Origin of the sequence: Streptomyces litmocidini, from assembly GCF_014649755.1 — a bacterium.
Lineage (GTDB): Bacteria > Actinomycetota > Actinomycetes > Streptomycetales > Streptomycetaceae > Streptomyces > Streptomyces litmocidini.
Genome location: NZ_BMTQ01000004.1, coordinates 124,463 through 139,060 on the forward strand (window position 1 = coordinate 124,463; position 14,598 = coordinate 139,060).

The 14,598-nt window shown below is 75.1% G+C and carries 13 protein-coding genes; 6 read left to right on the plus strand and 7 right to left on the minus strand.

The genetic code is table 11. The features are described 5' to 3' along the window. Positions 1–4: 4 nt before the first annotated feature. From IE180_RS10175 to IE180_RS10195, 5 genes are all read left to right on the plus strand, one after another. Complete coding sequence (locus IE180_RS10175) at positions 5–937, plus strand: DUF4429 domain-containing protein (RefSeq protein ID WP_190156496.1); 933 nt, start codon at positions 5–7, stop codon at positions 935–937. Between the two features lie 587 nt (positions 938–1,524). Further along, entirely contained in the window at positions 1,525–2,868 is a 1,344-nt protein-coding gene (locus IE180_RS10180) for a sensor histidine kinase (RefSeq protein WP_190156497.1), read from the plus strand. Beyond that, complete coding sequence (locus tag IE180_RS10185; protein WP_190156498.1) at positions 2,865–3,545, plus strand: response regulator; 681 nt, start codon at positions 2,865–2,867, stop codon at positions 3,543–3,545. The genes IE180_RS10180 and IE180_RS10185 overlap by 4 nt, the downstream gene beginning before the upstream one ends. 316 nt (positions 3,546–3,861) lie before the next feature. Continuing rightward, positions 3,862–4,851: an alpha/beta hydrolase gene (locus tag IE180_RS10190; protein ID WP_190156499.1), complete on the plus strand. Its 990-nt coding sequence runs from the start codon at positions 3,862–3,864 to the stop codon at positions 4,849–4,851. Beyond that, positions 4,848–6,104 carry an acyltransferase family protein gene (locus IE180_RS10195; protein ID WP_229860416.1) on the plus strand — a complete coding sequence of 419 codons (1,257 nt, stop codon included), beginning with the start codon at positions 4,848–4,850 and terminating at the stop codon, positions 6,102–6,104. Before IE180_RS10190 ends, IE180_RS10195 begins: the two co-directional genes overlap by 4 nt. 14 nt (positions 6,105–6,118) lie before the next feature. Here the strand turns inward: IE180_RS10195 and IE180_RS10200 are convergent, their stop codons facing one another. Both IE180_RS10200 and IE180_RS10205 read right to left on the minus strand, forming a co-directional pair. Then, positions 6,119–7,144, minus strand: coding sequence for an aldo/keto reductase (locus tag IE180_RS10200; protein WP_190156500.1), 1,026 nt, complete (start codon positions 7,142–7,144; stop codon positions 6,119–6,121). Next, positions 7,141–7,560, minus strand: coding sequence for a MerR family transcriptional regulator (locus IE180_RS10205; RefSeq protein ID WP_190156501.1), 420 nt, complete (start codon positions 7,558–7,560; stop codon positions 7,141–7,143). The genes IE180_RS10200 and IE180_RS10205 overlap by 4 nt, the downstream gene beginning before the upstream one ends. A gap of 52 nt (positions 7,561–7,612) precedes the next feature. Here IE180_RS10205 and IE180_RS10210 point away from each other — a divergent pair, with 52 nt between their 5' ends. Beyond that, the gene (locus IE180_RS10210) at positions 7,613–8,467 is read left to right on the plus strand and encodes a serine hydrolase domain-containing protein (RefSeq protein ID WP_190156502.1); all 855 of its coding nucleotides are present in this window, start codon (positions 7,613–7,615) and stop codon (positions 8,465–8,467) included. A 32-nt stretch (positions 8,468–8,499) separates the two neighbouring features. On the opposite strand, the gene IE180_RS10215 is transcribed toward IE180_RS10210, so the two are convergent. The 5 genes from IE180_RS10215 to IE180_RS10235 form a co-directional block, all read right to left on the minus strand. Then, positions 8,500–9,288: a hypothetical protein gene (locus IE180_RS10215; protein WP_229860417.1), complete on the minus strand. Its 789-nt coding sequence runs from the start codon at positions 9,286–9,288 to the stop codon at positions 8,500–8,502. After that, complete coding sequence (locus tag IE180_RS10220) at positions 9,285–10,778, minus strand: sensor histidine kinase (RefSeq protein WP_190156503.1); 1,494 nt, start codon at positions 10,776–10,778, stop codon at positions 9,285–9,287. The genes IE180_RS10215 and IE180_RS10220 overlap by 4 nt, the downstream gene beginning before the upstream one ends. Before the next feature lie 50 nt (positions 10,779–10,828). Then, positions 10,829–11,512, minus strand: coding sequence for a response regulator (locus IE180_RS10225; protein ID WP_190156504.1), 684 nt, complete (start codon positions 11,510–11,512; stop codon positions 10,829–10,831). 85 nt (positions 11,513–11,597) lie between these two features. Beyond that, complete coding sequence (gene murJ / locus IE180_RS10230; RefSeq protein WP_190156505.1) at positions 11,598–13,211, minus strand: murein biosynthesis integral membrane protein MurJ; 1,614 nt, start codon at positions 13,209–13,211, stop codon at positions 11,598–11,600. After that, positions 13,208–14,395, minus strand: a complete 1,188-nt coding sequence (locus IE180_RS10235) for a lipid II:glycine glycyltransferase FemX (protein WP_190156506.1) — start codon at positions 14,393–14,395, stop codon at positions 13,208–13,210. The genes murJ and IE180_RS10235 overlap by 4 nt, the downstream gene beginning before the upstream one ends. Positions 14,396–14,598 lie beyond the last annotated feature (203 nt).

Here is a 14,598-nt window from a genome sequence, read left to right on the forward strand (position 1 = left end):
GCGCATGGGTGATGTGCTGGCCGGAATTCATGCCGCCTGGGAGCTCGAGAGCGACGCCCTCGTCATCCGCTTCGACCGGGGGATCCGTACGCCGAAGCTCTTCGGGGCGCTGCGCGAGAGACGCGTACCGCACGAGGCGCTGGCGTCGGTGACGCTCACGCCCGGCAAGCGGGGCACCCTCGTGCTGCACGCCGTGCCGAGGCCGGGCGCCGATCCGCTGATGGAGGTGGCCGCGGGGCAGCTCAAGGAGGGCAGCGATCCGTACCGCCTGGTGCTCCCGGCGGAACGCGAGACGCTCGCCGAGCACTACCGGGACGAACTGCGGGCGCTCCTCGCGTCGCACCCGGGGGCCGCGGGGGCCGCCGGGTACGACGCGCTGCAGGACGGGTCCGTCGACGGCGTCGCGCCCGCCGACCGGTTCCTGGTGGCGCCGCCGTCGGGGCCGCAGTCCTTCAAGGGGTACGACGGGAAGGCCGGCTTCGACGGGACCTCGGAGGTCGCCTTCCGCTGGTCCTGGACGGGAGCCTCCTCGGAGAAGTGGAAGGCCGGCGACCAGGTCTTCTCGGTACGGGACCTCTGCGGGGTCGAATGGCGCTCGCCGGACGGCGTCGACGGGTACCTGCGGCTCGTCCCCCGGGACGGCGGGCCCCGGACCGTCCCCGTCCAGCCCGACCAGGACCCGGCGTGCGTCGTCTTCGGCCGCTACGGACCGGTGTACGAGTCCCTCATCTTCGCCGCGGCGGTCCTCGCCGCGATCCGGGACAAGGACCGCGCCCCCGTGCCCGTCGCGGTCCCCGCCGGGGGGCGGGGAGCGGGGCCCCGGGATCCCGGGGCGGTGGCTGAAAGGATTCGCCACTTGGGGGAGCTGCATCGGGCGGGGCTGGTCACGGATGCGGAGTTCTCGGCGAAGAAGGCGGAGCTCCTGGCGGAGCTGTGACGGGGCGGGGCCGGTCGTCCCGCCCCCGCCGCGCGGGGCCCGCCCTGTTGGGCGGCCGCGCTCCTCGCCGGTGGGGCCCCGCGCCCTGCTGGGCGGCTCCCTTGCCCCCCCCGCGGGGCCCGCGCCCGCCGGGGCGGCGCCCCTTCCGCCACCCGCCCGTGTGGGCAATCGTCCCGCTGGGCGAGGGGGGTCCCCCCTGCTCGAGCGAAGCCGAGAGCTTGGGGGAGGGTGGGCACACGGGACGGCGCCCTCAGTGGCGCCTCCGCGTTCCGGGCCTGAACCCGCACCCCGTGTGCGCCGTACCTGCCGGTGCGGGTCCGGGCGCGGCAGCCTCGGGCGCCGGCAAGGGCGCCGTCCGTTGTGCCCACCCGTTCCGCCCCAGCGGAACGACTGCCCACAACGGCGGGCACCGCACCGGCAAGCGCAGGCCGCAACGGGGGCGCGGGGGCGGGCGCCGGCCGGCGGGGGCCGCGGCAGCGCGGGGGTGGGCGTCACGTCCGTGGGCCGTGTCGTACCCCGGTAGCAGGTTCGTCCCAGTCCTCGGTATGACGCCCCGCGGCGGGGGCGCTGCCTACGCTGGGCCCGTCATGGACATCGAATCGCGCCACCGGCCGCCCACCGCTCCCCCGCCCGTCGCCCGTCGCCCCGGTGGGCGGTGGGCGGTCGCCCGGACGCGGGAGGTGTTCCAGGGGCTCGGGGCCGCGCTCACCACCCCCACCACACCGGGTGCCCCGCTCCTCGCGGGTGCGCCCGGTCGCTGGGTGCGGCTGCTGCCGTACGTCGTCGCCTTCTCGTTCGTCGCCGCGCTCCTCCCCTCCACCGTCGTGCTCCTCATCAACGACTACGGCGTCAACGGCGCCCTCGCCGGGGCCGTCGGCACCGCCCAGACGCTGCCGCTGCTGCTCGCCGTCGCCCGGCCCCTGGAGGCCTGGTGGATCGTCTTCGCCGCCGACGTGCTCGGCGCGCTCGTGCTGCTCGGTGCGGACGGCACGCGCGCGGAGTACTGGCCGTGGCCCCCGCCGCTGGTCGTCGGCTACTGCGCCCTGATGCTCGCGCTCGGGCTCCGCGAGTCCCGCCGGGCGCTGTTCGGGGTGTGGCTCGCGACCGGCGTGGCGGGTTACGTCCTGGAGGCCTTCCGGCCCGCCGGGTACACCAGCGTCCACACCCTGCTGCTCGTCCTGAGCGGGGTGCTGCTGCTCCTCGCCTCGGCCGTCCGCGCCCGCGGCGAGGCCCAGCGGCGGCTCGCCGAGCAGGAGACCATCAACGAGGCCGAGCGGGCCCGCCGCACGCTCCTGGAGGAGCGGGCCAGGATCGCGCGCGAGCTGCACGACGTCGTCGCCCACCACATGTCCGTGATCACCGTGCAGGCGGACTCGGCCCCGTACCGCATCTCCGGACTCCCTGACGCGGCCCGCGAGGAGTTCACGTCGATCGCGGCGAGCGCGCGCGAGTCGCTGGCCGAGATGCGCCGGCTGCTCTCCGTCCTGCGCAGTGACGGCGGCGAGGGCGAGCGGGCGCCGCAGCCGGGCCTCGACCGGGTCCAGCAGCTCGTCGAGGCGACCGTACGGGCGGGGGTCCCGGCCGAGCTGCGCCTCGCCGCCGACCTCGGGGAGGTGCCGCAGGCGGTGGACCTGTCCGCGTACCGGATCGTGCAGGAGGCCCTCGCGAATGTCGTGCGGCACGCCCCCGGGGCCCCGACCCGCGTCTCGGTCCGGGCCGAGGACGGATGGCTGACCGTTCTCGTCGTCAACGGGCCCTCCCTGGAGGAGGGTTCCTCCGTCGAGCGGGGCGCCCCCGGCACCGGGCACGGGCTCGTCGGCATGCGGGAACGCGTACGGTTGACCGGCGGCTCGCTGGACACCGGGCCGCTGCCGGACGGCGGCTTCCGCGTCGCGGCCAGGCTTCCCCTGCGTACGAAGGACACCGAGTGACCATCCGCGTGATCATCGTCGACGACCAGGCCATGGTGCGGGCCGGTTTCGCCGCGCTGCTCGCCGCGCAGCCCGACATCGACGTGGTCGGCGAGGCGCCGGACGGGCGGCAGGGCGTGGAGGTGGCGCGCTCGACGCACCCGGACGTCGTCCTCATGGACGTCCGGATGCCGGAGCTGGACGGGCTCGCGGCGGCCCGGGAGATCCTGCACCCGCCGGCCGGGGTCACGCACCGGCCGAAGGTGCTGATGCTGACCACCTTCGACGTCGACGACTACGTGTACGAGGCGCTGCGCGCGGGGGCGTCCGGCTTCCTCCTCAAGGACGCGCCGCCGGCGGACCTCATCGCGGCGGTACGGGTGGTGGCGGCGGGCGAGGCGCTGCTCGCCCCGTCCGTGACCCGGCGCCTCATCGCCGACTTCGCGGCCTCGCGCCCCGCTCCCCGCCGGGACGCCACGGCGCTGCGCCTGAACGGGCTCACGCCGCGCGAGACGGAGGTCCTGGAACTGATCGCCCGGGGCCTGTCCAACCAGGAGATCGCGGACAGCCTGGTCCTCGCCGAGCAGACGGTGAAGACCCACATCGGCCGGGTCCTCGCCAAGCTGGACCTGCGCGACCGGGCGCAGGCGGTGGTCTTCGCGTACGAGTCGGGCCTGGTGACCCCCGGCGCGAGCTGACGCCGAGCCCCCGGGGGGAGCCCCGCCGGCACCGGGATCCCGTGGGCCTCCGGGAGCCCCGGCGGCCTCCGGGAGTCCCGTCGGCCTCCGGGAGTCCTGTCGACCCCGGGGATCCCACCGCCCCCGGAGGAGCCCCGTCGACCCCGGGAGTACCGCCGGCCCCCGGGGGAAATCCCCACCCCCCGACTGGTGTCGGCCGCTCCTCCACCCCCTACCCGGGTGGCAGAAGGGAGTTGGCTCCCCGGTGTGACGTGTCGCCACCCTCCGTCTTCCTACCTTCCTCTCGCCAACGACGAGAACGAGGGAGGGCGGGCCGATGCGCCGCTTCACGAGGACCCTGATCACCGCCGCGGTGGTGACCGGCGTGATCGCCGGGACGGCCGGCTGGGCGTCCGGGAACAGCCAGGAGGCCGTGACCGGGGCCCCGGCCGGGACCGGGGCCTGGCGGGCCGCGGGGCTGCCGGACCCGGAGCGGATGGGCCCGGCCGAGGTCGCGCGGTTCTTCGCCGGGCTGGGTCCCGTACGGCGGAGGGAGCTGGCCCGGACGCACCCGACGGTCGTCGGGAACCTCGACGGGGCGCCCCTGGAGCTGCGGTACGAGGCCAACGCCCTCTCCACGCGCGGGGAGTTCGGCGGGGCGCGGGTCCTGGCCCACGATCCGCGCGGCCGGGGGCAGGTGGTCCTGGTCTACGGGGATCCGGCACGGGCCGAGCACGTGGCCGTGATCGTGCCCGGCTCCGACGTCGACGCCGGCCACGTGCGGCCGCTCGCGGACATGGCGGCGTCCCTGCGCCGGGCGACCGGGGGCCGTACGGCGGTCGTCGCCTGGGCCGGGTACACGACGCCCGTCGGGGTCGGCCTGGACGCGGCCACCGGCCGGCTCGCGGAGGCCGGGGCCGGGCGGCTGGCCCGGTTCACGGACGGGCTCGCCGCCGTGCGGCCCGTCGGCGCGGCCGAGCCGTCCGTGTTCTGCCACAGCTACGGCTCCGTGGTCTGCGGGCTCGCCGCGCACGAGCTGAAGGCCAAGGACCTGGTGGTCTTCGGCTCGCCCGGGATGCGCGCCGAGAACGTCTCCGGGCTCGGCACCTCCGCCCGCGTCTGGGCGGCGAAGGATCCCACCGACTGGATCGACCGGGTCCCGAACGTCGAGTTCGCGGGCCTCGGGCACGGCGCCGACCCCACCGACCCGTCCTTCGGGGCGCGTCCGATCCCGGCCGGGGACGCCGCCGGGCACGGCGGCTACTTCGCGCCCGGCACCGCCTCCCTCCGTGCGTTCGCCGCGATCGCCGAGGGGGACGTCCGATGAGGGCCCCGGCGACGAAGAACCCGGCCCTGAAGGCCCCGGCGACGAAGACCCCGGCCGTGAAGGCCCTCGTCCGGAAGATCGAGTCGTCCACGCCCGCCCACCGCGACCGGGCGGTCGACGGACTGCGCGCCCTCGCGCTGCTCGCCGTGCCGACCGGGCACTGGCTGCTCGGCGGTTTCACGCTCTCCGACGACGGCGCGATCCACAACGCGAGCCCGCTGGGCACCTTCTCCGGTCTGGCGCCCGTCAGCTGGGTCCTGCAGATGCTGGGGATCTTCTTCCTCGTCGGCGGTTACGCGTCGGTGCTGTCGTACCGGCGGCGGAAGGGCTCCACGCGCGCGTGGCTCGGTGGTCGGCTCGCCCGGCTCGGGCGACCGGTGCTCGGGGTCACCGCCGTGTGGGCGGCGCTGCTGCCGGTCCTGCACTTCGGTCTCGGGGTGCCCGTGGACACGCTGCGGACGGCGTCCACGCTGGTGATCCAGCCGCTGTGGTTCGTCGGGGTGTACACGGTGGTCACGGCGCTGACCCCGCTGTGCGTGCGGGCGGCCCGCCGACTCGGAGCGTGGGCCGCGGCGCCGCTGCTCGGCTCGGTCGCCGTCGTCGACTTCCTGCGGTACGGGCCGTACGCCGACGCCGTGCCGTCCTGGCTGAGCCTGCTGAACGTCCTGCCGGGCTGGATGTTCGCGTACCAGCTCGGTGCCTCCTGGGGCGAGGGCCGGGTCACCCGGCGCCACGCGTGGGGGCTGCTGCTCGGCGGCGCCGCGCTCTTCGCCGCCCTGCTGCTCGTCTTCGGCTACCCGGCGTCGATGGTCGGCGTCCCCGGCGAGGCCCGCACCAACTCGCACCCGCCGTCGCTGCTCGTCCTCGCCCTCGCCGCCGCGCAGAGCGGTGCGGCGATCCTGCTCCGGGAGCGGATCGGCGCGCTCCTGGGGCGGCCCGCGCTGTGGGCGCCGGTCGTCGTGGTCAACCTGTCCGCGATGACGATCCTGTGCTGGCACCAGACGGCGATGCTCACCGCCGCGATCCCCGCCTCGTACGCCGGTGGGGTCGCGGGCCTGGTGGGCGCGCCGGACTCGGTGGGCTGGATCCTCGCCCGGCTGGCCTGGATGCCGGTCTTCGCCGGTCTGCTGCTTCTGATCGGCCGGTACGCGCGCGTCTTCGAGGCGCCGTGGGCGAAGACCGGTCCGGCACGCCGCACCCTGGCGGGGCTGCTCGCGGCGGGCTTCGCGGTCTTCGCCCTGGGGCTCGCGTGAGGGCGCGGGGAGCCTCAGGCCTCCCGGCTGGCCGCCGTGTGGCTCATGTCCGGGTAGCGGTCGCCCGCCACCAGGCCGGCGATCGGCTCCAGTTCGGCGAGTTCGGCGTCGGTGAGGACGATGCGGGTGGCGGCCGCGTTCTCCAGGAGGCGGGAGCGCTTGCGGGTGCCGGGGATGGGGACGACGGTGAGGCCGTGCACGGCCGCGCGCTGCTGGACCCAGGCGAGGGCGATCTGGGCCGGCGTCGCGCCGTGGGCGGCGGCGATCTTCCGGACCGGGTCGAGGAGGGCCGCGTTCCGCTCGGCGTTCTCGCCGGAGAACCGGGGCTGGTGCCGGCGGAAGTCGTCGCCCGACAGCTCCTTGGAGGCGTCCGCGAACGCACCGGTCAGGAAGCCGCGGCCGAGCGGCGAGTACGGCACGAGGGTGACACCGAGTTCGGCGGCGGCGCCGACGGCGCTGCGCTCCACGTCCCGGGAGAAGAGCGACCACTCCGACTGGAGGGCGCTGATCGGGTGCACCGCGTGGGCCTCGCGCAGCTCGGGACCGGTGACCTCGCTCAGCCCCAGGAAGCGGACCTTGCCCTCCTGGACGAGCTCGGCCATGGCGCCGACGGACTCGGCGAAGGGGATCTCCGGGTCGCGGCGGTGCATGTAGTAGAGGTCGATGGTCTCGATGCCGAGGCGGCGCAGGCTGTCCTCGGCGGCCTTCTTGATGTAGGCGGGGTCGTTGCGGACGGCCCGGTAGGACGGGTCGTCGGCGCGGCGCTCTATGGCGAACTTGGTGGCGAGGGTGACCTCGTCGCGGTGGGCGGCGAGGAAGGGGGCGAGGAACTTTTCGTTGGCGCCGCTGCCGTAGATGTCGGCGGTGTCGATCAGGGTGACGCCGGCTTCCAGGGCCGCGTCGAGGGTGTCGCGGGCGGCGGCCTCGTCGGTGTCGCCGTAGAACTCGCTGATGCCCATGGCCCCGAAGCCCTGGACTCCGATCTCCGGGCCGTCCTGACCGCCGAGACGTACGGTGTCGATCTTGGTCACGCTGGTCATGAAGGTGTTCCTCCGCATGCGGTCCCGTAATGGCTGATCTTGATGTCGAGCACGGCGAGCGTGTCCTGGAGTTCGGTGATCCGGGTGAGGACGTCGCGCCGGGTGGCCTCCAGGAGCTCCCGCCGGTCGTCCCTGGTGTGGTCCCCCTGGCGCACCAGCTCGGCGTACCTGACCATGTCGGCGACCGGCATCCCGGTCAGCCGCAGCTTGCCGACGAAGGTCAGCCAGCCGAGGTCCTGCTCCGTGAAGCGGCGCTGGCCCGTGTGCGAACGGTCGACCTGCGGCAGCAGTCCGATCCGCTCGTACCAGCGCAGGGTGTGCGCGGTGAGCCCGGTCAGGGCGGCCACCTCGCTGATGGTGTAACGGTCCTTCCCCGTAAGCCCGGTCGTGCTCGCGATGCTCTCGGTCACGCTCATGGGACCCACGCTAAAACGTTTGAGTGCACTCGAAGCAAGTAGGCTCGGCCCCATGCACAGCAGCTTGCCGAGCCTGGCGTCGATCGAGAACTGGCCCGTCCCCACCGCGGCCGCCGCCGTCGTCCTCGCGGACGGCACCCTGGCCGGGTCCCACGGCCCCACCGGGCAGCGCTTCCCGCTCGCCTCCGTCACCAAGCCGCTGGCGGCGTACGCCGTCCTCGTCGCGTACGAGGAGGGGGCGATCGACCTCGACGAGCCGGCCGGGCCCGAGGGCTCGACCGTCCGCCACCTCCTCGCCCACACCTCGGGACTCGCCTTCGACGAGAACCGGGTGACGGCCGCGCCGGGCACCCGCCGGATCTACTCCAACACCGGCTTCGAGGCGCTCGGCGACCACGTCGCCAAGGCCACCGACATCCCCTTCTCCGAGTATCTGCACCAGGCGGTCCTGGAGCCCCTCGGCATGACCTCGACGACCCTGGAGGGCTCGCCCGCGAAGGACGGCGTGTCCACCGTGGACGACCTGGTGCGGTTCGCCGCCGAGGTGCAGGCGCCGCGGCTGCTCGACGCCCGGACCGTCCTGGACGCGATGACCGTCGCGTACCCCGGTCTGACCGGCATCCTGCCCGGCTACGGGCACCAGCGGCCGAACGACTGGGGGCTCGGCTTCGAGATCCGCGACGGCAAGTCCCCGCACTGGACGGGCGCGAACTCCTCGCCGCGCACCTTCGGGCACTTCGGCCAGGCCGGCACCTTCCTGTGGATCGACCCGGACGCCGGGCGGGCGGGCGGGAACAGCACGGGTGCCGCCTGTGTGGCCCTCACCGACCGGCCCTTCGGGCCGTGGGCGGTCGAGGCGTGGCCGCCGTTCACGGACGCGGTGCTCGCGGACCTGCGCGGACGCTGAGGCCTCCCGGGGCCCGGTCCGGAAGGCAGGTCCTACGCCTCGCAGCGGGTCGTCGGCAGCGTGCCGTCGACGCCCACCAGGCTCACGTCGACCCTGCCCCCGCCGTCCTCGGCGTACGCGACCGTGCACACCAGCTGCTGGACGGCCGTCCCCGTCAGGCCCCTGACGGGGAACGGCGACCGGAGCCGGACGACCCGGCGGCCCTCAGGGGTCAGGGTCCCGGTCCCCTCGGCGTGCGGCGATCGCTCCGACGTCGGGAGGTCCGTGGTCAGGCCGGCGGCGGTGTCGGCACCGGCCGGGCCGGCGAGGAGCGCGGCGAGCGCCTTGTCGGTGGCGGCCCGGACGCCGCCCGTGTCCTGTGCCCACCCGGAGCCCGGTCCCCGGGCCTTCCGGTCCTCGGTCGACTCGGAGCCGCCCGAGGAGAACGTCGTCTCGGGGATCGGCGACCCGAGGTCACGGACCACCGGGACCGGCCGGCCGTCCGGCGTGAGGAAGTAGAGCACCATCCGGAACTCGGGCGCCGGAGCGACGGCGACGGTGGCGGCGGCGCCCGCCTCGACGACGTCGCTCTCCTGGATGCCGCAGGCGGCGAGCACGAGCGTGCCGAGCAGGACCGCGGCGACGGACCGGCGGCGCGCGGCCGCCGCCCGGCGGGGTGCGGCGGTCCGACCGGTCGCGGCGGTCCGACCGGCCGCGGCCGTCCGACCATCGGCGGCCGTCCGACCGTCGGCAGCCGTCCGGGCGGCTGCGGCCGCCCGGAGCCTCACGGCCACCTGGCGGCTCAGGTCGGTCCGGCGGCTCAGGTCGGTCCGGCGGCTCACAGCGGCATCCGTACGGTGAAGACCGCCCCGCCCGCCGGGTGGTTGGCGGCGCGGACGGTGCCGCCGTGCAGCCGGACGTTCTCCAGGGTGATCGCGAGGCCGAGGCCGCTGCCCGCCGAGCGGGTCCTGGCCTGGTCCGCCTTGTAGAAGCGGTCGAAGACGTGCGGCAGGACGTCCGGGTGGATGCCCGGCCCCCGGTCGGCGACCTCCGTCACCAGCTCGCCCCCCTCCGCGTACAGCCTGACCGTCACCGGCGCGGCCCCGTGCCGCAGCGCGTTGCCGACGAGGTTGGCGACGACGACGTCGAAACGGCGCGGGTCGAGCCGCGCCCTGATCCCCTCCCCAAGGTACGGGACGACCTGCTCCGGATCGGTCCAGTGCCGGTGCTGGAGGGTCTTGCGGACGCAGTCGGCGGCGTCGACCTCGTCGGTGTGGAGCTCGGCCGCCCGCGCGTCGAAGCGGGAGATCTCCATCAGGTCCTCGACGAGCACGGCGAGCTTCCCGGTCTCGGCGCTGATCAGCCGGACGGCGCGGGCGGTGTCGCTGTCGAGGCCGCCGGCGTCCTCGTCGAGGACCTCGGTGACCGCGAGCATGCCGGCGAGCGGGGTGCGCAGTTCGTGCGAGACGTCGGAGGCGAAGCGGCGGGCACGGGCCTCGGCGTTGCGGAGTTCCGCGACGGAACGTTCCAGCTCGGCGGCGGACTCGTTGAACGTACGGGCCAGATCGGCGAGTTCGTCGCTTCCCTTCGCGTGGATGCGGGTGTCGAGCCGGCCCCGGCCCATGCTGTGGGCCGCGTGCCGCAGCTCCCGTACGGGGCGGAGCACGCCGCGCGAGGCGATGAGCGCGGGGATCAGCGCCACGGCCAGCGCCGGGAGGGCGCCGTCACGGGCCGCGGTCACCATGGCCTCGATGTTCGCCTCCTCCTCGTCGAGCTCCATGACCGCGTAGAAGACGAGGCCGGTCGGCTGGGCCGTCCCCTGGCTCGCGTGCGTCCGGAACACGGCGGGCACGGCCATCGTCAGGTACGGCGTGCCGCTCTTCACGACCCGCTGGAAGCTGCCGTGCGGGGTGGCCGGCCGGGCCTGGGCGCGGGCCCGCAGCGCGGGCGTGATGACGGAGGAGGTCGGGCGGTCGGTGGAGGAGACGCGGACCGTGCCGTACTCGGCGTAGACCCGCCAGGGACGGGGTTTGCCCTGGCGGGCGATGGCGAGGACCGTCTCCCGCAGGGAGGCGGGGTTGACGGGCAGGCTGATGACGAGCGGGTCGATCTGGTCGCGGAAGGCGGAGACGGCGGTGTCCTGGGTCTGCTCCAGGATGGCGTTGCGGGCGGCGCGGTAGGTGAGCGCGGCGGTGGTGCCGCAGCCGACGGCCGCGACGAGGAGGAAGGCGAGGACGAGCCGGGTGCGGAGGCCGAAGGGACGGAGGCGGGGGCCGCGGGCCCTGCGACGGGCCCGTCGGGCGTCCGGCGTCGGCTCCGCGCCCGGAGCCACGTCCTGATCCGTGTCCCGGACCGTGTCCCGGTCCGGGCTCACGCAGGCCCTCACAGCGGGCCGAAGCGGTAGCCGAAGCCCCGCAGGGTCTGGATGTACCGGGGCTCGCCCGGCGTGTCCTCGATCTTGTTCCGCAGGCGGCGGACACAGGCGTCCACCAGCCGGGCGTCCCCGTGGTAGCTGTGCTCCCAGACGTGCTCCAGGAGCTGCTGCCGGCTGAAGACCTGCTCGGGGGCGGCCGTGAGGTGCAGCAGCAGCTTCAGCTCGGAAGGGGCGAGGGCGACGCGCTCGCCCGCCTTGGCGACGGTCAGACCCGCGCGGTCGATCGCGAGCTCCCCGTGGAACTCGACGGCGGGCCGGCCGGCGCCGGGCTCCTCGATGCGCCGCAGCACGGCCCGTATCCGGGCCTCGATGACCTCCGTACGGGCGGGCTTGACGATGTAGTCGTCGGCGCCGGCCTCCAGGCCCACGACCACGTCGAAGTCGTCCCCGCGGGCGGTGAGCATGATGATCGGCAGCTGGCTGCTCTCGCGGACCCGGCGGCAGACCTGGACGCCGTTCATGCCGGGCAGCATCAGGTCCAGGAGCAGCAGGTCCGGCCGGAACTCGCCGAGCGCGGCGAGACCCGCCTCGCCGGTGGGGGCGGCACGGACCTCGTGCCCGCGGCGACGGAGGCCGAGTTCGACGCCTTCGCGGACGGAGGGGTCGTCTTCTATGAGGAGCACGCGGGGCATGTGTGGAGTATCCCAAGGTCGGGGGCGCTCTGGTGGGGGCGGTCCCGCCCCCGTCGTGGGCGCCGCCACGCCGGGGCGTGGGGCGTCAGGTGCGGCGGAGGCGGGCGGTTGTCGTGCGGAGGAGGGCCTGGAGTTCCGTGAGGCGGAGGGGGCGGGCGAGGAGGGCGAAGACCGTCAGGATCGTCACCGCTCCCGCCGCCCCCGCCACCACCGCCCCCGCCGCCTCCACCGCGTCCGCGACGAACAGCCCGTACCCCGCCGCCGGCACCGCGGCCACGAGGAGGCGCGCCAGCGCGGAGACCGCGTCGCCCGTGCCGCCCTTCCCCAGCCGGCGGCGCAGCGCGTACGCCGTCACCGCCCAGCCCGCCCAGAGCGCCAGCGAGTACGCCGCCGCCATGCCGGTGACCGCCCAGCGGACGGGGAGGTACGCGTACGCGGCGAGCGAGAGCCCCGCGTTCAGGCCGGCGATGACGAGGTTCAGCAGGAACGGGGTGCGGGTGTCGCGCAGGGCGTAGAAGGCGCGGGTGCACACGTACTGGCCGGAGAGGGCGACCAGGCCGGGCGCGAAGGCCATCAGCGTCCAGGCCATGGCGCGCACGTCGTCGCCGGTGGTCGCCCCGTACCGGAAGACGACCGTCATCAGCGGGACGGCGAGCGCGAGGAGCGCGCAGGCGGCGGGGACCACGGCCGCCGCGCTGGTCCGCAGGGCGTACGAGACGTCCCGCCGGACCCCCGCCGTGTCGCCGTCCGCCGCCGCCCCGCTCATCCGGGGCACCAGCGCGGTGACGAGGGAGACCGTGATGATGCCGTGCGGGACGGTCCACAGGAGGTAGGCGTTGTTGTACGCGGCGATGCCTCCGCCGCTGACCGCCGGATCCGTGCCCGCGGAGGTGGCGAGCCAGGTGGTCACCCAGTACGCGCCCTGGTTGGTGAGGACGAGCAGGACGAGCCAGCCCGCCGAGCGGAGCGGGGCGGCGAGACCGCTGCCGCGCCAGTCGAAGCGGGGCCGCCAGCGGAAGCCGGCGGCGCGCAGCGAGGGCAGCAGGGCGAGGGCCTGGACGGCGATGCCGGCGGTGGTGCCCCAGCCGAGGAGGGCGGTCTCCCCGGCGGTGAGCTCCCCGCCGTCGCTGACGGCCAGGAAGAGGCCGAAGACGGTGACGGCGACGACGTTGTTGAGGACGGGGGTCCACATCATCGCGCCGAACCGGCCCCGGGCGTTGAGGACCTGTCCGAGCAGGGTGAAGAGTCCGAGGAAGAAGATCTGCGGCAGGCAGGTGCGCGCGAAGGTGAGGGTCATCTCGCGCTGCGCGCCCGCGTAGTCGGTGTAGGCGTCGACGACGAGCGGCGCGGCGAGCACGGCGGTCACCGTGAGGACCGCCAGGGCGAGGGCGCAGAGGGTGAGGAGGCGGTCGGTGTAGGCGACGCCGCCGTCCTCGTGTTCCTTGGCGGCCTTGACCAGTTCGGGGACGAAGACGGCGTTGAGCGCTCCGCCGAGGAGCAGCATGTAGACGATGGTGGGGACGGAGTTGCCGACGGCGTATCCGTCGGCGACGTAGCCCGCGCCGAGCGCCGCCGCGACGACGGAGGCCCGCACGAAGCCGGTGGCGCGGGAGACGAGCGACCCGGCGGCCATGAGGGCGCCGCTGCGGGCGGCGGAGGCCTTCCGCTCCGGCGGGGCGGCGGCGATCGTCGCCGTCATCGGCGGGCCAGATAGGCCTGGAAGGCGCGGTACAGCGCCCCGTTGGTCGTGCCCTGCATCGGAATCTCCCACTCCCCCAGCGTTTCGACGACCTGTCCGCCCGTGCCGAGCTTCCAGCGGAGGAGGCCGTGGGCGCGGTCGTCCGGATCGAGGGTGGAGGGTACCCCGCGGAGGTCGTAGACGGCGGCGCCGAGGGCGTGGGCGTCGAGCAGCATGCGCCACTGGAGGGCGTTGGAGGGGCGGACCTCGCGGCGGTGGTCGGCGGAGGCGCCGGTCTGGTACCAGACCCGGCCGCCGACCGCGAGCATGGTGTGCGCGGCGAGGACCTCGCCCTCGTGGCGGGCGAGGTAGAGCTTCATGCGGCCGGGCTGTTCGGCGTTGAGGACGGCGTACTGGCGCTCGTAGTACGCGAGGGAGCGGCCGAGCCGGAATCCGTCGCGCTCCTCCGTGACGCGCAGCAGCCGGTAGAACTCGGGCAGGTCGGCGGCGGAACCGACGACGACCTCGACCCCGGACTTGCGCGCCCTGCGGACGTTGCGCCGCCACTCCTGGTTGAGGCCGGTCCACAGGTCGTCGGTGGAGCGGCCGGCGAGCGGGACCTGGAAGACGTGCCGGGGCTGGGCGTCGGCGCCGTCCTCGGAGTCGCCGCCGCACTTGCGCCAGCCGCGGGCGCGCAGCCGCTCGACGACGGCGGTGCCCAGCGGGTCGACCTCGTCGGCGAGGACGTCGGAGAGCCGGCGGCCGGGCCCGCCGGCGGCCTTGACGGTGGCCGCGTTCCAACGGCGGTAGGCGGGCGCCGGCCCCATGCGGACGGCGAAGGCTCCCAGGGAGCGCAGATGGCCGAGGAGCGGGGAGAGCCAGCCGTCCAGGTCGGGGTCGGCCCAGTCGGCGACGGGCCCTTCGGGCAGGTAGGCGAAGTACTTCCGGGTGCCGGGGAAGGGCCGGAGGAGGACGAGCGCGACGCCGGAGAGCTCCGCGCCCTCCCGCCCCCATCCGACGAGCTGATGGCTCCAGCCCTCCTTCACCTGCGCCCAGGAGGGGAGTTGGAGGAAACTGGGCCCGTCCGCACCGGAGCGGGAGCCGAGGAAGGCGCGGTACGCCTCGGGGGTCACGGGCCCCAGCCTGACCGGTCCTGCGGGGGCGCGGCGGTCGGTGGGTGCGGCCGTCACGAGCAGCGCTGACACAACGGGAGCCTCCTTGTTCCGCCCCTCGGTGGTCGGGGCGCACAGCAGGCTCACAGCCGAATTCGACGGGTGCGCGCGGCGAATGTGACCGGACGGTGACCGTTCCGCCGCAGCCCCGGTCACAGAGGCCCGCGGGCCCCCGAGGGGTGCGGGAGCGGCCTACAGTCCAGGACATCCCACCCTTCCTTCCTCACACGCGGAGG